The following is a 21,714-nucleotide window of genomic DNA, read 5'->3' on the forward strand; positions in this document are numbered from 1 at the left end:
ATTTTATTTCAATCCCGCTAAAAAAAAAGATTTTAGAATTTTCTGTAATAAAAAACGAAGGCAACAAAGTTGAAAAAAAATCTAAAAAAAAGAACAAAAAAATCTGTTATTTTCCTGGATTTCACTAGGTTTATCGAGATTTTTTTCTTATCTTTATTATGTAAATAACAGTAAATATATGCCGAAAAACACACTTTTTAAACGCCAAAATTTCACTTCAAAAAATTATTCTTTTTATCTCTTTGAGCATTTTATTTTTCAAAATGCTTCCGAAATTATTCCCTTTAATCTTTTTTCTGCACAATATATAAACACGCAGAAGAAACAAGAGCAACTGCTCCAACCGCAATCGTAATTATTTTGCGAGGATATATTTTCTGAACTATTTTTTTAGAAAATAAGCCTTTAAAATTCAATAAAAGACTTCTCTTTTCGGGAATTTCTTTTGACTCCTCATTTTCATTTTTTACCAAAACCAATTTTTCTATGCCAGTATTATCGATTTCAGCAGTTATCTTATTCTCGACACTTTTAATTTGTTTGGCTTCTTCAATTCTACATTTTTCGTTGAATTTTTTAAAAGGGCGCGGCTGAAAATCGACTAGCACTGCGGCAAGATTTATGGCATCAATATTTGAAGGATCTGTTTCGCCTTTAAAGAAAGTTTCAATAGGCCTAAATTTATCTTTCTGATCCTTAAACTTATGCTTTTGAGTATGGTCAAAATCCAAACATAATAAATTCCTAAAAACGTTTAAATCATCTTTAGTCGGGTTATCTTCAAAGATAAGCCAGCACAAATCGCGAAGTTTTCCGCGGGAAGGATGGTCTAAAAAATCAAAATATTCTCCCTCTTTTTCGATTTCGTATTTAATCTTAATTGCCTTTTTATATGCTTCTAATGTGTTATTCATCTTGCCTTTTTTAGGAACTGATTTAGACTCTTTATTTTCATTTTTCACCAATTTTTTTTCTATGCTTTTATTTTCGACTTCTACAATTAAATCCTTTTCAGCATTTCAATTTTTGTTCCAATTCTATATTATTTCTATATTTTTTTTAATTGTTCGCAACCAACTTTTGACGGACTTATTGCATCTATTATAATAAAGATTTGTTTAGAATTAATAGGCTTTGCATTTTCATCTCATCGGGAATTTATGGGAATCTCAGGAATACGCAGGAATTCCGGGAATCCCTTATCAACAGTGATCTAAAAGCGCCTTTACTTTGCATCAAGAAATTAGTTCAAGTTTTGTCTGCAGACTAAAACAAAAATATAAAACTAGTTCTAATTAACATTGTGGAAAACCGTAAGACCGAGTTTATTCGGGAAGTATAAATTACGTCTTACAGTTCTACACGATCTACTTCCTAAAACAATTTTGGTATCGCATTCCAAGATCTGGATCAACTCCGGACAGCCATACCTATGTCTAATTTCTAAATTAAATTAAAATGAAAAAACTAATACTATTTATCGCTTTTGCGTTATTGTTCACGATATTTTCTTGCACTCCTGACGAGTATGAGACACCAACAGTTAAGAAAACTGAAAAAACTATCCAGCCTTCATACGCTGGAGATGCTAATCCTGATGGTCCTGGTGATGGGAAGACTAACCCACCAACAAAACCATAAGTTAAAATATATTTTTAGTATCTAATTAATTACTACTTTCGGGGAAAGTAAATTTTATATGTTACGGTCCCCGTTTTTATATTTTTTCGTACTATTTTTTCTCTTTTCCTGTAATAAAAAAAAGAGTAATAATCTTGGAACAGAATCAATACGAAAAGAAGCTTTAAATCTAAGAGACAAAGCAGATGAAAATTTTGCAAAGCAAAATTTAGGTACTGCTTTCTACCAATTCAATAAATCAAAAATACTTTTTGAAACCTTAAAAGACAGTGCCAATATTTCGTATACACTTATACAAATGTCATCTATTCAACAGATCAATGGAGATTATTATGGCAGTAAAGAGACGGTAACTGATGCATTATCTTATGTGGAAAAAAGCAAACCCCATTTAGCCTGCATAAATAATATATTAGGTATTGCGGACAAGGAACTTTCTCTATATGATGACGCAATAATTTATTACAAAAAATCCGTAAACAATTATAAAAGTCCTATTGAAAAACAAATCCCTTTAAATAACATTGCCGCTGTATACATTCAACAAAAAAAATACGATGATGCCATTTTTCTTTTAGATTCTCTGCTAAACAATAGCATATTAAAAGAAAAAAATGAAAGTTATAATGAATCCTTAATAAAAGATAACTTAGGATATGCTTACTTTAAAAAAGGATTAGATAAAAAAGGATTACAGTTAATGACAGAAGGTCTAAAAATTAGAATTAATACTAAAGATACTTATGGAAGCATTGAAAGCTATCTTCACTTAGCCGACTATTATTCTAAAAAAGACTTAAAAAAATCGGATGAGAATGCTTTTTTAGCTTACAAAGTTGCTACAGCACTAAACAGTATTGACGAAAGACTCGAAGCCCTGCAAATAATAATTTCAAACGACAATAATCCTAATACTGCCAAATACACCCAAAAGTATTTTACTCTAAATGACAGTATTATTAAAGTTCGAAATAATTTCAAAAACAAATCTGCCAAAATTAAATACGACGCCAAAAAAGAAAAAGATGAGAATGAAAAACTTCGTTTAGAAAGCGCTAAAAATCAATTATCGCTTCAAAGAGCCAAATACTTAAAAATTGTATTTGGGATCGTTTTTGCTTTTTTAGTTGTTTTAATATTCATTTTGATCCGCTATTATAAGAATAAAAACAAGGCCATCGAATTTAAAACTTCATATAACACTGAAACCCGTATTGCTAAAAAAATCCATGATGAGCTGGCAAACGATGTTTTTCAAGTAATTGCTTTTGCAGAATCTCAACCCTTATCTACAGAAAACACCAAAGAAAATCTGCTTCAAAAACTAGATGATATTTACAGCCGCGTAAGAGGAATTTCAAGAGAAAACAATAGCATTGATACAGGCGCGAATTTCACGCGCAGCATAAAAGAAATGCTTTCTGCTTATAACACAAGGGAGCGAAACATTATGGTAACCAATTTAGAGAATATAAATTGGGAAAGCATTGACGATATCAAAAAGATTACCATCAGCCGAATTTTGCAGGAACTAATGGTAAACATGAAAAAACATAGCCAAGCAAGCATTGTTGTAATTCGATTTGAAAGTGACCAAAAATCAATTTCAATAAGTTATATGGACAATGGCATAGGCTGCGAAAAAAGCATTATTGTAAAAAATGGCCTTCAAAATATGTCCAATCGCATTCTAGCTGTAAACGGCACATTTGACATTGATACTGAACCCAATAAAGGTTTTAAAGTAAAAATCGTGATGCCAGAGCAAACTCAGATTAAAGTAAAAGAAAAATTCGCTTATTAATTTAAAAAGCCTTTCAGAATTAATCCGAAAGACTTTTTTCTTCAAAAACAATAAATGTTATAACCTGATTTAGGCTTCTAATGTTTCGTTTAAAACAGCCACAGCCTCTTTCCAGTTATTTACTCTCAAATGGTGTGTCTTGTTTATATTGTGAAAGGCAGTAAACATAATAGGCTTGCCCATGCAGTAATCTAAATTTTTACAGTGATCATCTATCAGATAATCGGTATTGATGATTCTTTTGCTTCCGCATAAAACAATGTTTTCCCACTTTATAAAAGGGAAATGTTCGCCGAGCCAAGCCACTTTTTCAGCAAGAGAAATTGGAAATTCTGTTGCTGCCGAAACAATAAAAATCTCAAAATTCTTTTGGAGTTCCTGCAAACTTTCGACTGCATCTGGCATTACAGGCAGATTTCTAAAAAAGTTGCCTTTATTCAAAATTCCGTGTAAAAGTTCTCTTTCTTTAAAAGCTTCTTCTTCACTTAATCCTTGAATTCCCTCTTTCGAAAGGTTCATTCCGTATTCTTTATTATATTCTTCTATCAATTGGGACTCTATATCGGCTAGTACCCCATCCATATCAACTGCAATGGTTTTCTTTCTCATGATAATTTTATTTTGCGGTAAAATTATGCAAAAATTGCAAAATATTGCAATTTTTAACTTATTTTTGCAATATAAAACCGCAACATAAATGAAAAAGGAAGAACGTCAAAAGGCAATTTTAGAATATTTATCTAAAGAACATCGCGTTTCATCGGCAGAATTAAGTGATTATTTGAACGTTTCGGAAGATACCATCCGTCGCGATTTAAAGGAACTTTCAGATCAGGGACTTTTAAAAGCTGTTCGCGGAGGTGCCGTCGCTCCTTCTCCAATTCCGCTTCATTATAGAAAAAGAGAAAAACACGACATCGAAAACAAAAAGATTATTGCCCAGAAGGCTATCTCCTATTTAAAAGACGGACAAGTTGTTTTTATTGACGGAGGAACCACTTCTTTGGCTTTGGTTGCCAGCTTTCCTTACGATTTAAAACTGACGGTTATTACCAACAGTTTTCCCGTCGCTTCATTGATTGAAGATTTACCCAATATTGATCTCATTTTTGCAGGAGGCAAAATGTGCAAAACTTCTTTTGCAACTTCGAGCATTGAAACAATAGACTTTTTTAGGAATTTCAGGGCAGACATTTTCATTTTAGGAATCTGCAGTATTCATCACGAACGCGGTATTACGGGAATCTTATACGACGATTCTGTGCTCAAAAAAAATATGATTAAGAACTCCAATTTTGTCATCGCTCTCAGTTCTATTGAAAAAGTCGAAACTGCCGAATCGTATTTTGTCTGCCCGATAAATGATATTGATGTTTTGGTAACGAACGTTTCTCCCGAAGATGAAATTTTAAAGCCGTACAAAAATACTGGTTTGACTATTCTTTAATTTCATAACTTTGGTCTAGACAATGAATTAACATTAATCTAGAACAATGAAATTCCAATATTTTCTGCCATCAGAAATTCTGAAACTTTATATAAAACATTATTATATTTTTGAGTCAGATTCTGATATAGAATTTCAGGACACTGTATTTCCGAGTGGCGAAATGGAAATGATTTTTAACCTCGGCGATGGCATTTGGGAATCCTTGATTGATGAAAAATTTCACAGAACACCCAAAATCGAATTGTGGGGACAAATCACAAAACCGCTTGCCATACAATCAAAAGGCAGACATACCATGCTTGGCATTCGGTTTTACACACATTCTGCAGCTTATTTTTTTAATGATGAAGTCGGAATCTTTAATGATCAGATTTTAGATTTAGAGGATGTTATTGGCAAACCCATAACAACGCTTCATTTGCAGCTTTTGGAAACGCCAGATATAAAAAAACGAATTGAACTTATTGAATCTTTCTTAATAAAGAAACTGATAACGAATGACAATAAGTCTCAAAAAATTCAGAAAGTGGCTCATATTCTATCTAGTTTAGTCCAAAATCCTTCAGTTAATGACATCAATACTATTGCAGCCAAATACGGAATGACGCCGCGTTATCTGCATAAACTTGTTTTTCAGCATACAGGTCTTGCTCCAAAATCGTTTAATAAGATCATCCGTTTTCAGCGCAGTCTCAAACTTATTGTGAACAGCGACTCGCTTTTAACTTCAGTTGCTTACGACTCTGGCTACTTTGACCAATCGCATTTTATAAGAGATTTTAAAGCTTTTACAGGGACTACGCCTACTTCATACTTAGAAAATCTATCTCCAATAAATAATTTAATCATCTAAATCTATATTCGACACTACTTCTTTAGCATTTCAGAAAAAACAGTTCCGATTTGTACAATTTAAACGTTTTTAGACGCCATACCTTTGATTAAAATAATATCAATCTATTCTTTTAATTAAAAACTATTGTTATGAAAAATTATGCTCTTTGTACAATTTCAACATTAATTGTATTTACCATATTATTAAACAGCTGTAATTCGGCATCAAAAAACGAAACAGCAAATTTAGACGAAGCAAAAAAAGCAATTCAGGAAAGTAATGCGATTTATTTTAATTCCTTTAAAAATAATGATCCATCCATTTTCATAGATCGTTATGCCGATGATGCTTCAATATTACTTCCAAATGCGCCGCAAATTTATGGAAAAGAAGGCGCTGCCAAATTTTTTAGAAAAGCCTATGATGAGTATGGCTTAAGAGGCGGCAAATTTATTACCACAGCTGTATACGGCGATGGTGTAGAATACGTTACCGAAGAAGGTTTATGGCAATCCTTAAATTCGAAAGGCGAACTTATGGACGATGGCAAATTTCTTGTTCTTTGGAAAAAAACGCCTAAAGGCTGGAAAATGTTTAGAGATTCTTTCAGCAGCAATCGCGAAGCCAAATAAAAAAACATTTTTCTAACACTAAAAAAGCCTTTCAGAATTTTACTTCTGAAAGGCTTTCTTTTTACTAACATTAACGTCTCGCTTGTACCTGTACAGATTGCGTTCACGAGTGAGATGCTTGCATTAGCGAGGGGATTAACTTAGCTATCATTAGTTTTCTAAGTTAAATTGCTATTACGTTCTGGTACTACAGCGGGTTTGGGACTAAATTAAGCCCATTCTTGGGATTTACCAAATCATCCCAAATACAAAGCCATATTTCTATTAAGCTTATTGCCCAAATCTGTTGTAGTAGCTGTTATGCGTTCGGTTTTTTTTCTTCCGAACTTTCTTTCTCAATATATTTCGCCAATCTTTTTCCATTCGTCAAAAGCAAATAACCAATGATAATTTTCAAGAAATGATAAACTAGCCAATGTGAATCTGGATAATCCTTAATCAATGCTTTTTGCTGTAAAAAATTAAATAATCTTGAACAAAAATTAGGAAAACTTTCTGCTATCATTAAGCCACCAATTACGATTATTGCGATAGTCAAAACTGTCGAGCTTTTAATATTTAAATCAATTCTGTCCTCGTTAAAATTCTTTTCAAGTTTTAATTTTTCAACTAGCCATTCTGTTTTAAAAAGAAACAATCTAATAATTAAAATGTAAATTATAATCGAAACAATTAACATCAACCAAATCATTAATAAACTTTCGGTATTTAAATTTCCGTTTGTAAAAGATAACGTTGAATAAAATTGGGGAATTATTGAAATACAACTAAACAGTAACCAAAGTCCAATAATCTTAAGTAGTATTTTCCAAAACGTGTTAATTTGCATATTTTATAATTTTAAATGGTTTAATCTTTTTTAGTCAATTCAAAACTGACGCATAACTACTAATTATCTAAGTATCTTTGAGGATACTCTTTTATTCCCCTGCCAGCGTCTCGCTCATGCCCGTATAGTTTTAAAATTGATTTAGATTGCATTCACGAGCGAGACGCTCGCGCTAGCGCTAGCGAGGGGCAAATCCTACTCTATAATTATTTTTTCTTAGCTCTTAAATAAATTAGTTTGACAGGAACTCTATTTGAATATATTTTATCATTGAATAAAACATATCCATTTTCTTTGATTTCCTTTTTTTGATCGTCAGTTATTTTTGATTTTGTAAATATGGAATCGTTTTTTAAAGAAATTGACCCTTCATTTGGTTTTAGCTTACCTACATTTGAAAACCATTTTTTATCATTTCGATATGGCAAATTGACTATTGAAGTGAAATATTTTATTTCTCCTGGATGAAGAACAAAACTTTGTAATAATTCATTAGGAAGATCAACTCGTTTTAAGGCATACATTCGTTCAAGTTTATTTTCTTCAAGATATTTGTTAATAAGAAATTCTCCTCTTTTGATTTCAAAGTCTACCATAGTACCGCATGCATTTTCAATTTTGGTAGAACAACCATCTAGGACAGAATTATTTTTATACAAACTAAAATCTAACGAATTTAATGGAGAAAGATCCTTTTTCCCTATAGCTTCATTATAAAGATCCCTTTCTAATGTTCCAATTGAATTCTCATTAAACATTATAAAATATTTTTTATCAGAATTATTAATTATCCTATAATGAAGTATATTTTTTGATAAACTATCATATTCTTTGTTTGGTTGATATCGAGTTTCAATATAATCAAAGCTTTTTAAATTATCTACACAAACAATTTCATTGGTTAACAATTCTATTTTTAGATCTTTTTGCTTTTTAGTACATGAAAAAAAACTAAAAATAATTATATTTAAATAAATTATTTTTTTCATAAAGTAATATTTTCACCTGGTTGCCACCCTTTATAATTTATATACTGTTTCTCGTCTCCTCTGGCTATTCTGTAAAATGTTTTATCAATTACATCACCCATATTAGCTTAGTCTCGTCCTGTAAAAGTTTGCATATTTACACTTAATTTTTCACCATTTTTATTATCATTTTCCTATCCTTACTTGCTTTTACGCGAACACTATCTTTATCAAAAATTAAACAGATATCTCCACTTAGTGCTTTTGTAACGTTATACTTATTCCAAATTCTTTACCATCCCAATAACGTGCTCCATTACTATAGTCTTGACCATCTGTCAAAACATTTATTACGCAGCAAGTCAAAACATTACTTTAAAGATAAAACACACTAACTTACAAACATTTACATCTTAACATCTTTTCAATAATTAAAAATAGTATTACAGAATTTAGTCAAAATATTCTTTTATTTTTTTTCCATTCTTTTTATTAATTAATATAAACTTACAGAGCCCGTTTGCTGAACAACCACTGCGAAATAGCGACTTATTTGAGTAATCTTTGATTAGTTGATAACCTAATCTATATGTATATGGATATAGATTTACATCTACTTCATTTATTACAATTTTAGATTTATTTGGTTTTTCTATGGTTAACCATATTCTATCACAATTAAATTGCCAATAAAGATTATAATTATTCTTTAATTTGATTGTATCGCAATTTATACTACTTTCATTCATCAATTTATTTTCATCACAAAAGCAGTTTTTATTTTGTGATGAACAAATATTAATTTGAAGTATCATTAAAAGTAATAAGTTCTTTATCATTTGGTATTTTCTTTAGGTTTTGAAATATTAACTTCTTTCCAAAATATAATTACACAAACTAATCTAAATTAATTCTCGAATAATAATCCATGATGATATCTGTTGAAATACTATCCTTAATGAATGTTTTTATCTTTTGAATATTTTTACCGTCATAGTAATAACATCTTTCATAATCAATTTTAATATTAAAATAATTGGCTTGTAAATTAATTTTTTGAAATTGTTTTCTTTTGTTTTTCACAATTTCAATAGAAACAATCTTAGAATTATCAGGTAAATAATCAATTTTATTTAATTGAGGAAAGATGAAATTACAATCACTAAAGATTTTTTTTTCTTTATTACTCATACTTGTTTTGCAGTTTTCTTTTATAATTTTTTCAATTTCTTTATCTTTTTCCAAAAAATCTAAATTCATAATAGGTTTTATATTCATAAATCCATCCACATTTAAAGAATATTTAATATCCGTAATTGAAGTAGTGTAATTTACATATCGAATAGTTCCTCTAACAATGCGCTTTCTGAGTTCTTGATTGTAGACAAATTCACTGACCAAAAGATCATTTTTATCTATTGTAAATTTAATTGAATCGTCCTCCTTACTATCGCCATAAACTCGTGCGTATTCTTCATTATTTGCATTAAAATAATGAAGAATTTTCATATCTTTATTATTAGAATGAATTATTATATAACCTTTATTATGATTTTTACAAGAAATTACCAATAGTAAAACAAAAACTATAATTAGTTTATTTTTTTTCATTTACTTTCTTTTTTCTTGATTTTAATTCTTTCCAAAAAATAGTTCCTAAATAAACTGCTGTTGATTCAAGTGCTATAGTTCCAGAAGTAGAAAATTTATTATTAGGATTTTTTCCAGGGGTATATTTTTCTTGTGGGGCATTAAAATTCCCTCCCAATTTTTCAACACCCTCTTTCCATTTTTTGTAATGTTCATCTGAAATGGTCCATCCCATCGTGTTCATATGAATTTCAAATTTACCAGTAGAAAATCTATCGTCACTTTCTAAAAATTGTGCTTGTTCAGCCCCATCCCACATAGTTGCTCCATTACTCGCATCATTTTCAGATGCAAGAGAATATATTAAAGCGCCAACAGCTAACTGCATTTTGGTACCATTTCTTTTCTCAATTTCTGTTTTTCTAAACAATTTTGCTTGATCACTATCACTGCCATAAGCAATCTTATTAATCCTATGAACACTTGCTATCGCAAACATTTCCATTGATAGTTCTGTTATGAAACCAATATTGTTTTTATAAGCTGAACTTTCTCCATAAACAGTTGAGCTTAAACTGATAAACTTTTCATGTGTTATATTCACATTGTTTTCTTTTAGTGCCTTAGCATTGTTATATGTAACAAAATCATCCCCATTTTTATTTTTTTGAGTAGATTTCCCATCACATATATACACATCATCAACACTTCCTTCAAAATCGGGTTCATTTATTTTTCCTTCAAAAGTTCCATCTTTATTATAAAAATGCCCATTTACATACACTATTCTGTCATCAAGTCTTTTTGGAGGTGCATCCATAGGTTCACCGTAAATAATTTCGCCATCAGCGGTTTCTATTATTTTTCCCATGGCATTAGTAATAATACTACCGTTAGAAAACATATAATGGCTTCCTCCAGTAGTTTTTATTATAGTTCCTTTTACAAATCTTCTTCTCATAATTAATTATGCGTTGTGTTTTCTCCACTGTTATTCTCAATATTGTTTTTTGCATGCTTGCTGACATTCTTTTCACTATTGTTTTGAATACCATTTAAACCAGTCTCATATCGTTCTTTTTCGGTGTGCGATTTTAAATCTCCTTCAATGTTTTCATCATGATTACCTCCAACATGCAAAAAATTATCACCCGTAACGTGAGTACTTAAAATCCCGCTTACAACTGTCGATTTATTGACCCCTGCATTTTCAGAAATATTCATTCCTGCCGTATAAGTAATACTTTCAGTTGCTTCAAAAATAATATTCTTTGCGCGTATGGTAAAAGTTTCTGGCGTTGTGGCATTTATATTTTTGCCCTGTTCATCCAAATGAATCTCATTCCCGCTCGGGTCAGAAAGCCAAATACCAATTTTCTCGACAAACTTGAGCAATTGTCCAAACCTAAACTTCCAAGCTTTTACTCGATTGTCTGGAGTAGAGAAACCCGATTTCTCTTTCCTGCTCGTCATCGTTCCCGTTACAATAGGCAGTTCAGCATTTCCTCCTTGAAAATCTACAAAAACAGTGTCGCCTATTTCGGGAAGTATATGCTGTCCTCTCGCCTGTCCTCCATATTTTTGCAATAACGGTATATAAGGCGTGGTTTCGCCTTTGGCTTCCTGCCACGGCATCTGAACTTTTACACCGCTGAGTCCGTCGGGGTCTGCGTTTGCCGTTACAATAGCGGTTTGGCTTTTACAGGTTGGCACCAAATCAGGATCGGTCTCTGGCGAAAATACGGAACCACTTAAGTTTACTGCTGTAAAATGATTCATATAATCGCCTCCGTCGTCGCAAGTATGCGTTATTTGGGTAATCGTGTAAGTGGTTTCCAGCCATTTATCAACTCCTTTAATATTCACCCAGCTTCCCACGGCAATACCGGGAACTTCGCTTGAACCCCTTATTTCCATCATTTTACCCATTGAGGAACGCATTTTGTTTTTTGAATATTCCTCGACACTGCTTCCGCCGTGACCGCCAACCGCATTTTGATTAAGTTGTATGATGGTTTCTTTACTAAAAACCTCATTCGATTTATTGAGGTAGTTTTGATGTGTCCCGTCTGTTTCTTTTCTGTACTTTATAGGACTATCAGTATAGACTTCTCCATTTTTGTTGTCATTTTCAAGCACTTTAAATAAAGACGGAATCAGTTTCATGCGATAATTAAATTCATACATATTGCCTCCATAAACCAATTCTGGTAAAACCACTCCGTGCGGATCTCCCAAAACCAGCACGCGCCCATTGTCATAAAACCATTGTCCATAACGTTTTGCCAATCTATTCAGGAAATCAAAATCGCTTTCGTTATATTGAACCGTGTAAGCCAGTATATCTTTAAAAAAAGGAACTACTTCCATATCAATATCATATCCTGCTATTACTTTATCGACAATATCTTTCATTGTCATATTGGTAAAGGAGTTGGATTGCGGGCCATTGTCCAAAACCAAAGACCTGCTGCATCCCTCTATCAATATGGTTTCTTCCATATCATCTGTTCGGGATTTTTTAAGCGATACCTCCGTTACAATTCCATAAAACTGAAAAAGATAGTCTTTAGGATTATTGATGATCATAACATCTTCTAGACCTGGCAGAGGTTTTATTTCGATACTTATCCTTTCGCCGTAAAGTTGCTGTGAAACAGGCATAACACTTTGAAATTCGCTTACTAATAAGTCTTGACGAACTTCTATAGAAAAAGTATGATGATCGTGAATTTTTTGATTCACTTTTAAATGGCTGAAATTGGTAATAATTATTTCACCAATTTTTATGGTAGTTATAGTTTGTAATGCCATGATGCAGTAATTTTAAGTTTTTTAAGAATTCTTCCAGTTATTCTCAAATAAGGTGTTTCCAACTTTTATTTCGTTAGAAGTAATAAGAATTTCGGTTGTCATGGGAGCAATACCTTCACTTCGAAAACTTTCATGAAAAAAAATACAATAGCCTTTTTTAAAAATTACATTTTTCATCGTACTCATGGCATCTCGACGGTAGAAAATAATTTTGCCATCTTTGGTACTGGTATAAGAAACCATCCAGTCTGAGAACAAATCAATACTTGTGCTCTCGACCACTAATCGTATTTGTCCTCCTTTCGCTTTATTAGCAGGCTTTCCATTATTGTCTGTACTCTGAGTAAAAGTGATATCAAATTCTAACACATTAAAAATCTGATTGTTTAATTCTAATTTTGCTAAAAAACTCATATATATAAATTATTGATTATAGTATAAGGTTGAAGTAGTAATGTTTATAACCTTAATCAATAATATGAGAAGTGGTATTTAAGCAAATAAAGTATTACACTTAATAATCAGTAAATTTAGCACAATTTCTGTATTTTGTAAGAAAAATAATCTTTTTTTTAATTTTAAAAAAAATCTTCAAAAAAATTATACATAAAAAAAAGCCTTTCAGAATTTTACTTCCGAAAGGCTTTTTCTCTACAAATTAATAGGCAAAATTATTTCCATCCGCCGCCTAAGTCTCTGTAAACATGAACTGCAGCATTTAATTGCTCTTTTTTAGTATCAATTAATTCCAGTTTAGCTTCTAATGCATCTCTCTGCGTCATCAAAACTTCAAAATAATCTACTCTAGCTGATTTAAACAAATCATTTGAAACATCAATAGAAGTATTTAAAGCGTCTACTTGTTTCGATTTGAGATCATATCCTTTTTGAAGATTCTCGATCTTAGACATTTGATTTGATACTTCTAAATAAGCGTTCAAAACTGTGCGATCGTAATTGTACAACGCCTGAAGCTGTCTAGCGTTTGCACTTGCAAACTCCGCTTTAATTGCATTTCTATTAATCAATGGCGCAACAAGATCTCCTGCCAATGAATATAAAAGCGATTCTGGCATGGTGAACAAATAAGAAGGTTTGAAAGCATTTACCCCAATTGCAGCCGTGATATCCAACGAAGGATAAAACTCTGCACGAGCTACTTTCACATCTAGTTTTGCTGCAACCAATTCTAATTCTGCCTGCTTAACATCTGGACGATTTGCCAGCAATTGAGAAGGAATTCCAGAACTTACAGCAGCTGGCAATAAACTTAAGAAGTTAGTGCTGCTGGTTCTTTTTATTTCTTGAGGATATCTACCTAGCAAAAAGTTGATTTTGTTTTCGTTTTCCTTTATCTGCTGCAAAATATCAAATTCCATGCTTTGCGAAGTCAAAACCTCTGCTTCAAATTTCTTAACCCCTAATTCTGTAGCTCTTGCCGCTTGTTTTTGAACTTTTACGATTTCTAAAGCGTTGCTCTGCAATTTAATGGTCTGTTTTACAATATCCAATTGATTGTCTAAAGCCATTAATTCATAATAAGAATCTGCAATTTCAGCGATGAGGTTTGTAATAACAAAATTTTTACCTTCTACTGTAGCCAAATATCGGTTTAAAGCAGCTTTTTTAGAATTACGCAGTTTTTTCCAGATATCGACTTCCCAATTTGCATAAGCAGCAATTGTAAAATCTCCTAGCGGATCTGGCATTTCTTTACCAGGTTTAATCTCTGTTGTAGCATCACCCGCACCTTGGCTGGTATATCTACCCACTTTTTCTACTCCTGCCCCTGCGCGTAAGCCTGCTGTTGGCAATAAAAGTCCTTTTTTTACTCGAATATCATTCTTTGCAATTTCAATTTCTTGCAAAGTGATATTTAGTTCCTGATTATTTTTAAGCGCAACATCAATTAGATCTATAAGATTCTGATCTTTAAAATAATCTCGCCAAGCCAAAGCTCCTGTATTATTGTTTGCATCCTGCGTTTGAGCTGTCGCTCCAAACGATTCGGGAACTGGCGTACTGGTTGTAACTGCTGCCTCAGGAGCAGGGGTTTTACACCCTGCAACTGCTAGACATACAGCTAATGCAATACTATATTGATATGATTTAACTTTATACATGATTGTTATCAATTTCTTCTGTTAATGGATTTTCTTCTTCATGTTTTACCAGTTTGTGTTTTTCAGCAATTATGGCAAAAATGAAATACAAGCCCGGAATTACAAATACACCGCAAATGGTTCCGATAAGCATACCCCCTGCAGCGGCAGTACCAATTGTTCGGTTACCGATTTTACCCGGTCCTGTTGCAAAAGCAAGTGGCAATAAACCTGCAATAAAGGCAAATGATGTCATCAAAATTGGACGGAACCTTGCTTTTGCTCCTTCCATTGCTGATTGTAAAACTGATAATCCTGCAGCGTGCCTTTGTATTGCGAACTCTACAATAAGTACGGCATTTTTTCCTAATAAACCAATCAACATTACCATTGCAACCTGAGCGTAAATATTGTTTTCTAAACCTGTTAGTTTCAATAATAGGAAAGCTCCAAAAATACCAGCTGGCAAAGAAAGGATTACAGATAATGGCAAAATAAAACTTTCGTATTGCGCCGCCAGTACCAAGTAAACGAATCCTAAACAGATTAAGAATACCCAAATAGCCTGATTTCCTTGAGCCACCTCATCGGCAGAAATACCTGCCCAGTCAATATCGTATCCTCGTGGCAATTTTTCGGCAGCCACTTTCTGAATAACTTTAATTGCTGTACCAGAGCTATAGCCTGGAGCAGGCGAACCACTGATTTGTGTTGAGGTATACATATTATGGCGTGTGATTTCTGAAAGTCCGTACACTTTTTCCAATCTCATAAAAGCAGAGTATGGCACCATTTCGTCACGATCATTTTTTACGTATAGCTTTAAGATATCATCTGGCTGCGCGCGATATTCTGGCGAAGCCTGAACAATAACTTTATAGTTGATACCAAATTTGATAAAACTGATTTCGTAGTTACTTCCCACAAGAGTTGACAGCGTATTCATAGCATTTTCGATAGAAACTCCTTTTTGCTGTGCCAAGTCGTTGTCTACTTTCATCATGTATTGAGGGAAACTAGAGCTGTAGAAACTAAATACGTTTGATAATTCTGGCTGTTTGTTTAATTCAGCCACAAATTCGTTATTTACCTGTTCCATTCTCTTGTAATCTACAGAACCGGTTTTATCTAACAAACGAAGCTCAAATCCTCCGGCAGCACCATATCCTGGTACAGCTGGCGGTTGGAAAAACTCGATATTAGCTCCTGTAATATCTTTACATTTTTCCTCCATTTCGTGCATAATCTCTAGAACAGATTCTTTTCTGTCGCTCCAATCTTTCAAGTTAACCAAACACGTTCCTGAGTTGGCTCCTGTACCTTCAGATAAGATTTCGTAACCAGCCAATGACGAAACTGATTTTACTCCATCGATATCTTCTGCAATTTTTTGAACTCTCTCAGCAATATTATTTGTTCTTTCTAATGATGATCCCGGAGGTGTTTGAATTACAGCATAGAACATTCCCTGATCCTCATTCGGAATAAATCCTGAAGGAACCGAACTGCTTATCAGCCATGTTCCAGCACAGAAACCAAGAAGCGCTACAATGGTAACCACTCTTCTATCAACAATTTTACCTAATAGATTTTGGTATTTTCCTTGCGCTAAATTGAATTTTTCGTTAAAAGCGTCAATAAATCTATTTGCTGGTGTTTTCTTTTTAGGAACACCGTGATTGTTTTTCAACATCATCGCACAAAGTGCAGGTGTCAATGTCAAAGCTACAATACCCGAAAGGATAATTGCAGTTGCCATAGTTACAGAAAACTGTCTATAGAATACCCCAACAGGACCAGACATAAATGCGACAGGAATAAATACCGCGGCCATCAAGAATGTAATAGCTACAATTGCTCCCGCGATTTCGTGCATTGCTTTTTTAGTTGCTTTAAATGGCGAGAGATGTTCTTCTTCCATCTTGGCATGGACGGCCTCAATAACCACAATCGCATCATCGACCACGACCCCAATTGCCAACACCAAAGCAAATAATGTAATTAAGTTTAACGAAATATCGAAGAATGTCATGAACACAAAAGTTCCTACCAACGATACTGGCACTGCAATTGCAGGAATAACTGTCGAACGCCAGTCTCCTAAGAAAAGAAATACAACTAAACCTACCAGAATAAAGGCTTCAACCAAGGTATGAATTACTTTTTCGATAGAAGCATCAAGGAATTTAGAAACGTCATACGAAATTTCATAGTCCATTCCTTTAGGAAATCTTTGCTTGATTTTTTCGAGCTTAGCTTTAACTTCTTCAATAACTTGATTCGCGTTACTTCCGAAAGACTGTTTTAATACAATCGCTGCAGATGGCCTTCCATTCAAATTAGAATAGATATCGTACATCGAGCTTCCAAATTCAACTTTAGCAACATCTTTTAATCTTAAAAGCTCTCCGTTTGGATTTGCTTTTACTACAATGTTCTCGTATTGTTCTTTTGTTGTAAAACGTCCAGAATATTTCAATACATACTCAAATGCTTGAGAACGTTTACCAGAACTCTCACCAGTTTTTCCAGGAGAGGCCTCCAAACTCTGACTTGATAACGCTTCCATTATTTCATCAGCAGAAATTTTATAAGCCAACATACGATCTGGTTTCAGCCAAATACGCATTGCATATTCACGTGTTCCTAAGATATCTCCAGAACCAATACCGTTTACCCTTTTTAATTCTGAAAGTACGTTGATATCGGCATAGTTATATAAGAACTTCATGTCGGTATTTTTGTCTGTACTGTAAAGGTTCACGTACATCAACATACTCGGCACCTCGCGAGTGATTTTGATACCCTCTCTAATTACTAAAGGAGGAAGTTTATTGGTAACAGAAGCCACACGGTTCTGCACGTTAATCGCTGCTTGGTTAGGATCTGTTCCTAAATTAAAAACAACTTTAATTGTAGCTTCTCCATCGTTTCCTGCATCAGAAGCCATATATTTCATCCCAGGAACCCCATTTAAGGCTCTTTCCAAAGGAATAACAACCGCCTTAATCATCAATTCACCGTTAGATCCCGGATAATCTGCGGTAACGTTCACCATCGGAGGTGAAATTGTAGGGAATTGCGTAATTGGTAAATTTAAAACCGACAACACCCCTAAAAAGACAATAATCAACGATATTACTATCGACAGAACAGGTCTTTGAATAAATTTATTAAACATTTTAATATATTTTAAATGATTAAATTAAATAGAATCAATACACAGCCAATACAATTTTAAGTGCAGCGTTTACTGAATGCTTAAAACTGATTTACTGAATACTTCCTTTATTCTGCTTTTAAACGTAAATGATTCATAACCTCTTTTGGAGATTCGTACTCAAATTTGATTTTGTCGTTTTCTTTTACTTTCTGAACACCTTCAAGTAAGATTTTATCATTTTCTGTAAGACCTCTTTTGATTACATACAAATCAGGGATTTCACCTGTAATTGTAATTTCTCTAGAGCTCACTTTGTTGTCTTTACCGACTACAAAAACATATTTTTTATCTTGAATTTCGTAAGTTGCTTTCTGCGGAATTACAACAGCGTTTTTAAGAGGAACATTCATTTGAACCTGTCCTGTTTCTCCGTTTCTAAGTAATTTTCCAGAATTAGGGAATCTTGCTCTAAAAGCGATATTTCCTGTTTCGTTGTTGAATTCACTTTCAATAACCTCAACATTTCCTTTTTCTTTAAAAAGCTCTCCGTTAGCCAAAACCAAATTCACTTTGTTATCTGCACGGTCTTTAATATGCGTTTCATAACTAATGTATTCTGGCTCAGAAACGTTGAAATAAGCAAACATCTGGCTGTTATCTGAAAGACTAGTCAACAATTCTCCTTCATCGATCAAACTTCCCAATTTTAAAGGGATACGGTCGATTGTCCCGTCAAACGGAGCTCTAATTTCTGTAAATGATAAATGAAGTTTTGCTAATGATACTTCAGCTTTTGCAGATTGCAGTTTTGCCTGCGCTACGCTCAATTCGTTTTTAGAAACGATATTTTTATCTGCCAGCAGTTTAGAATTCTGCAATTCGATTTCTGCCGATTTTTGTTCTGACTGCGCTTTTAATAATTCTGCCTGATACATATTCGGCATAATTTTAAATAGCAATTGCCCTTTTTTTACAAACTGTCCCTCGTCAACATAAATATTTTGTAAAAATCCTTTTTCTTGGGCACGAAGTTCGATATTTCGAACTGATTTTATTTGCGAAACATATTCTTTAGTAAATGAAGTGTCAATTCTAACCGGGTTAGTAACCGTAAATTTTTCAACTTCTTCTTTTTCTTCTTTTTTAGATGTACAGCTCGTTAAGCACACCAAGGCAATTAAGCCTGTGAACACAATGATTTTTTTCATGATTTAGTTTGGAATTTAAGCGATTGAATGCTTTTTGGAATTGAAAACTCCTTTTGGATGTTAAAATGCATCAGTCAGCCTTAGTCCAGACCTTAACTTTCATATAAGCAGCAGTAGAAAAATATACAACAGCATGATACGCAGAGATCAAAACTCAGGTAACCGATGTATACTGTAAAATCAAATTCTTAATACTCTTTGAGTAATATAGATAGGATTTGAATGCCCGAAGACAGGCGTAGAAAATTTTAAACGATTAGAATCATTCGTTGCAGACTGATCTGAAAGTGCCAGATACAAAGCGTCTACCAAACTATACGAAGCCGTAAAATACTTGTTCGTTAGTAAATTAGTATCATCACCGCCAAGAAGATCCTCTTCAAGATCAATATCAGCATCTTCAATTACTGAACTGCCTCGTTCCTGATTGGTAAATTTAACTCTATGTTTTTGCAGATGATGGTGATTATGAGGACCAAAAGTATTTGCATTCAAATATTGGCCTCCGCCAAACAGAAGCATATTCATGAATACTAAAAATACTATTAACTTTCTCATTTCGGTGCGAAAGTAATAAAAGAATTAAAACAAAAAAAGATTTTTTAACAAGCTTTAACAGTTACATAAAATTAAAACGTTTTCGGTAATTTTTTATATGAAGATTAGATGAAGAAAAGCATTTTTTTGCTAAATAAACAACAAAATAAATAACTACATTACAATTATTTACAAAAAATTACTTTTAAAGTTTAAGTTGCATTATTGTAAATTCCTGCCCTGCTTTTACAAATGTTTTATGAGTATCTGCAAGCCCTATTTTTTCATAAAAAGACTTTTTATTGCTTCTGGCATTACACCAAACATTTTGCAAATCTCTGCTTTTTGCAAACTCCAAAATGTATTTTAAAAGATAACTGGCAATTCCTTTTCCCTGATACTCCTCTAAAGTAGCCAGTTTTCTAAACTGCATTTCTTTTCCCTCAATAAAACAAGAAACTATAGAAACTAATTTATCTCCTTCAAAAACTCCAAAATGAAATCCTGAATCGTCTTCTTCTAACTGTACAAATTCAAAAGGCATATTTGGCCACATTACTTCATGTCTTATCTGCCAGGTATCAGAGGCTTTTATTGCTTTAATTTCCATTGCTACTTATTAAATCTGCTCAAAAATAGCGCATTAAAAAAGAAAGCCAAAATCAAAACAGGCTAATCTTCAAATCTTTACAAAAAATAAATCAGACAAATCGCTCATTTCTAATTCATTATGCTTATTTTTATGGGACCAAAAAACAAATCCCTATGAAAAAATTCTTTTTAGCAGCTTTTTTATGCATTTGTGCTAATGGCTTTGCGCAGCTGATACAAATTGGACCGCAGTTTTCGACTAATATTACTTCTGTCGATACAAAAAATTTTAGCTCCGATCATACTAATACTGGAGTTGGTTTTGCCGCATTTGCGCGAGTAAATCTCCTGCTTTTTTATGCTCAGGGCGAATTTGGGTATGCCAAAAATAGTTTTAGCGTTTATCAAGACGGCGTGGGTGAAACCGAATTTAAACTGGCCGGAACTGATGCTACATTAATTGCAGGTTACAAACTCATTCCGCTAGGAAAAGCTGGAAATATTAGGCTTTTTGTGGGTTACAATTGGAAGAATTATTCAGACATCAGCAGCAGCAATAATCTTAACTCCATAGCATTTGAAAGAAACAATCACAGTGTGCTTGGAGGTGTCGGAGTTGATGTTTGGAGGCTCACTTTTGATGTAAGATACCTTGCAGGACTAAGCGATATAGATGCTTCTGACCGTGAAATTAAAACTGGAGTAACTAACCTCTCACTTGGATTCAAATTTTTATAATAGATAAAACCATAAAAAAAGGGAATCAATTGATTCCCTTTTTTTATGACCTTTTATTGGATCTTTACATAATAACTTTCTTCGTTATCAGCATTTATCTTCTGTATCCCGGCATCTGTTTTAACTGCTATATTAATAACGTGCAGCACATCCGATTTTTCATTAAGGCTGCAGTTCCAGATTGTTCCGTCTGAAAGGATAATTTCTGAAAATACAGATACGGTGCAGTTTGAATTATTATAGACTAAATTTTCTGTTTTTAGCAGTTTTTTTACTTTCGTTTTTTTGTCTACTTCATAAAACAGTATTTCGTTTTCTTTAATTTCTACCAACTCATCAGTGCTCGATCCATTATTGGTGTTTGATGAAGCTGCAGACCAAACTGGCTGATTTCCTGTTCTTTTCCAAGTTCCAACAGCACGATCTAAAATTTGTTTTCTCAAAACCTCGCGTAAAGTATCTACTTTGCTAAAGGCATCTTTTCCAATTTCATTATCTGGTTTAATCTTAGCCGCTAAAGAGAATAAATCGATTGCTTTTACAAAATCGGATTTTTTGTAATAAGAAACAGCTAATTCATATTTGCTTTTTTGAAAAGCTGTTTTTTGATCAGTTTGTCCAAAGAACTGAAATGTACTTAGCAATACAATCAGCACAAATGTATTTTTCATTAAAAAATGTAGGTTTTTTATTATTTTGCAAACCTAATCTTTTTTCGATAATTATCTTTACGGTTTTCCGTATTTTTGATTATTATTAATTATTCTAAACAATTAACGTTATATCATTAAAAACAAAACAGCATTATTAAC

At 32.9% G+C, this 21,714-nt stretch carries 21 protein-coding genes; 6 read left to right on the plus strand and 15 right to left on the minus strand.

Annotation, left to right across the window (positions count from 1 at the left end; all coding sequences use genetic code 11):
* Positions 1-284: 284 nt before the first annotated feature.
* Entirely contained in the window at positions 285-914 is a 630-nt protein-coding gene (locus tag N4T20_RS20655; protein WP_260670947.1) for a hypothetical protein, read from the minus strand.
* A gap of 544 nt (positions 915-1,458) precedes the next feature.
* On the opposite strand from N4T20_RS20655, the gene N4T20_RS20660 reads away from it, so the two are divergent.
* Positions 1,459-1,641 carry a hypothetical protein gene (locus tag N4T20_RS20660; protein ID WP_260670948.1) on the plus strand — a complete coding sequence of 61 codons (183 nt, stop codon included), beginning with the start codon at positions 1,459-1,461 and terminating at the stop codon, positions 1,639-1,641.
* Between the two features lie 298 nt (positions 1,642-1,939).
* On the plus strand, positions 1,940-3,445 hold the full coding sequence (locus N4T20_RS20665) for an ATP-binding protein (protein WP_313771882.1): 1,506 nt from the start codon (positions 1,940-1,942) through the stop codon (positions 3,443-3,445).
* A gap of 69 nt (positions 3,446-3,514) precedes the next feature.
* Here the strand turns inward: N4T20_RS20665 and N4T20_RS20670 are convergent, their stop codons facing one another.
* Positions 3,515-4,054 carry a 5' nucleotidase, NT5C type gene (locus N4T20_RS20670; protein ID WP_260670950.1) on the minus strand — a complete coding sequence of 180 codons (540 nt, stop codon included), beginning with the start codon at positions 4,052-4,054 and terminating at the stop codon, positions 3,515-3,517.
* An 88-nt stretch (positions 4,055-4,142) separates the two neighbouring features.
* On the opposite strand from N4T20_RS20670, the gene N4T20_RS20675 reads away from it, so the two are divergent.
* From N4T20_RS20675 to N4T20_RS20685, 3 genes are all read left to right on the plus strand, one after another.
* Positions 4,143-4,892, plus strand: a complete 750-nt coding sequence (locus N4T20_RS20675) for a DeoR/GlpR family DNA-binding transcription regulator (RefSeq protein ID WP_260670951.1) — start codon at positions 4,143-4,145, stop codon at positions 4,890-4,892.
* A 46-nt stretch (positions 4,893-4,938) separates the two neighbouring features.
* Positions 4,939-5,748, plus strand: a complete 810-nt coding sequence (locus tag N4T20_RS20680; protein WP_260670952.1) for a helix-turn-helix transcriptional regulator — start codon at positions 4,939-4,941, stop codon at positions 5,746-5,748.
* Positions 5,749-5,879: 131 nt separating this feature from the next.
* The gene (locus N4T20_RS20685; protein WP_260670953.1) at positions 5,880-6,362 is read left to right on the plus strand and encodes a YybH family protein; all 483 of its coding nucleotides are present in this window, start codon (positions 5,880-5,882) and stop codon (positions 6,360-6,362) included.
* A gap of 298 nt (positions 6,363-6,660) precedes the next feature.
* On the opposite strand, the gene N4T20_RS20690 is transcribed toward N4T20_RS20685, so the two are convergent.
* The 12 genes from N4T20_RS20690 to N4T20_RS20745 all read right to left on the minus strand — a co-directional run bounded on the left by N4T20_RS20690 (position 6,661) and on the right by N4T20_RS20745 (position 20,183).
* A complete protein-coding gene (locus tag N4T20_RS20690) occupies positions 6,661-7,191 on the minus strand; it encodes a hypothetical protein (RefSeq protein ID WP_260670954.1) in 531 nt (176 codons plus the stop codon).
* 206 nt (positions 7,192-7,397) lie between these two features.
* Positions 7,398-8,180: a hypothetical protein gene (locus tag N4T20_RS20695; RefSeq protein ID WP_260670955.1), complete on the minus strand. Its 783-nt coding sequence runs from the start codon at positions 8,178-8,180 to the stop codon at positions 7,398-7,400.
* Positions 8,181-8,611: 431 nt separating this feature from the next.
* Entirely contained in the window at positions 8,612-8,998 is a 387-nt protein-coding gene (locus tag N4T20_RS20700) for a hypothetical protein (RefSeq protein WP_260670956.1), read from the minus strand.
* Positions 8,999-9,056: 58 nt separating this feature from the next.
* Positions 9,057-9,770: a hypothetical protein gene (locus N4T20_RS20705; protein ID WP_260670957.1), complete on the minus strand. Its 714-nt coding sequence runs from the start codon at positions 9,768-9,770 to the stop codon at positions 9,057-9,059.
* Complete coding sequence (locus tag N4T20_RS20710; RefSeq protein ID WP_260670958.1) at positions 9,757-10,710, minus strand: hypothetical protein; 954 nt, start codon at positions 10,708-10,710, stop codon at positions 9,757-9,759. The genes N4T20_RS20705 and N4T20_RS20710 overlap by 14 nt, the downstream gene beginning before the upstream one ends.
* Positions 10,711-10,712: 2 nt before the next feature.
* Positions 10,713-12,563 (minus strand): type VI secretion system Vgr family protein, encoded by a 1,851-nt coding sequence (locus N4T20_RS20715; RefSeq protein WP_260670959.1) that lies wholly within the window; start codon positions 12,561-12,563, stop codon positions 10,713-10,715.
* Positions 12,564-12,584: 21 nt separating this feature from the next.
* Positions 12,585-12,977 carry a type VI secretion system tube protein TssD gene (gene tssD / locus N4T20_RS20720; RefSeq protein WP_260670960.1) on the minus strand — a complete coding sequence of 131 codons (393 nt, stop codon included), beginning with the start codon at positions 12,975-12,977 and terminating at the stop codon, positions 12,585-12,587.
* Positions 12,978-13,234: 257 nt separating this feature from the next.
* Positions 13,235-14,686, minus strand: a complete 1,452-nt coding sequence (locus tag N4T20_RS20725; protein ID WP_260670961.1) for a TolC family protein — start codon at positions 14,684-14,686, stop codon at positions 13,235-13,237.
* Positions 14,679-17,846: an efflux RND transporter permease subunit gene (locus tag N4T20_RS20730; RefSeq protein ID WP_260670962.1), complete on the minus strand. Its 3,168-nt coding sequence runs from the start codon at positions 17,844-17,846 to the stop codon at positions 14,679-14,681. The genes N4T20_RS20725 and N4T20_RS20730 overlap by 8 nt, the downstream gene beginning before the upstream one ends.
* A gap of 107 nt (positions 17,847-17,953) precedes the next feature.
* Positions 17,954-19,036 (minus strand): efflux RND transporter periplasmic adaptor subunit, encoded by a 1,083-nt coding sequence (locus N4T20_RS20735; RefSeq protein WP_260670963.1) that lies wholly within the window; start codon positions 19,034-19,036, stop codon positions 17,954-17,956.
* Between the two features lie 180 nt (positions 19,037-19,216).
* The gene (locus N4T20_RS20740; protein ID WP_260670964.1) at positions 19,217-19,594 is read right to left on the minus strand and encodes a hypothetical protein; all 378 of its coding nucleotides are present in this window, start codon (positions 19,592-19,594) and stop codon (positions 19,217-19,219) included.
* A 184-nt stretch (positions 19,595-19,778) separates the two neighbouring features.
* A complete protein-coding gene (locus N4T20_RS20745; RefSeq protein ID WP_260670965.1) occupies positions 19,779-20,183 on the minus strand; it encodes a GNAT family N-acetyltransferase in 405 nt (134 codons plus the stop codon).
* 155 nt (positions 20,184-20,338) lie between these two features.
* Here N4T20_RS20745 and N4T20_RS20750 point away from each other — a divergent pair, with 155 nt between their 5' ends.
* Positions 20,339-20,902, plus strand: coding sequence for a PorT family protein (locus tag N4T20_RS20750; protein WP_260670966.1), 564 nt, complete (start codon positions 20,339-20,341; stop codon positions 20,900-20,902).
* A 53-nt stretch (positions 20,903-20,955) separates the two neighbouring features.
* Here the strand turns inward: N4T20_RS20750 and N4T20_RS20755 are convergent, their stop codons facing one another.
* Positions 20,956-21,573: a tetratricopeptide repeat protein gene (locus N4T20_RS20755; protein WP_260670967.1), complete on the minus strand. Its 618-nt coding sequence runs from the start codon at positions 21,571-21,573 to the stop codon at positions 20,956-20,958.
* Positions 21,574-21,714 lie beyond the last annotated feature (141 nt).

The organism is Flavobacterium sp. TR2 (genome assembly GCF_025252405.1).
Taxonomy (GTDB): Bacteria; Bacteroidota; Bacteroidia; order Flavobacteriales; family Flavobacteriaceae; genus Flavobacterium.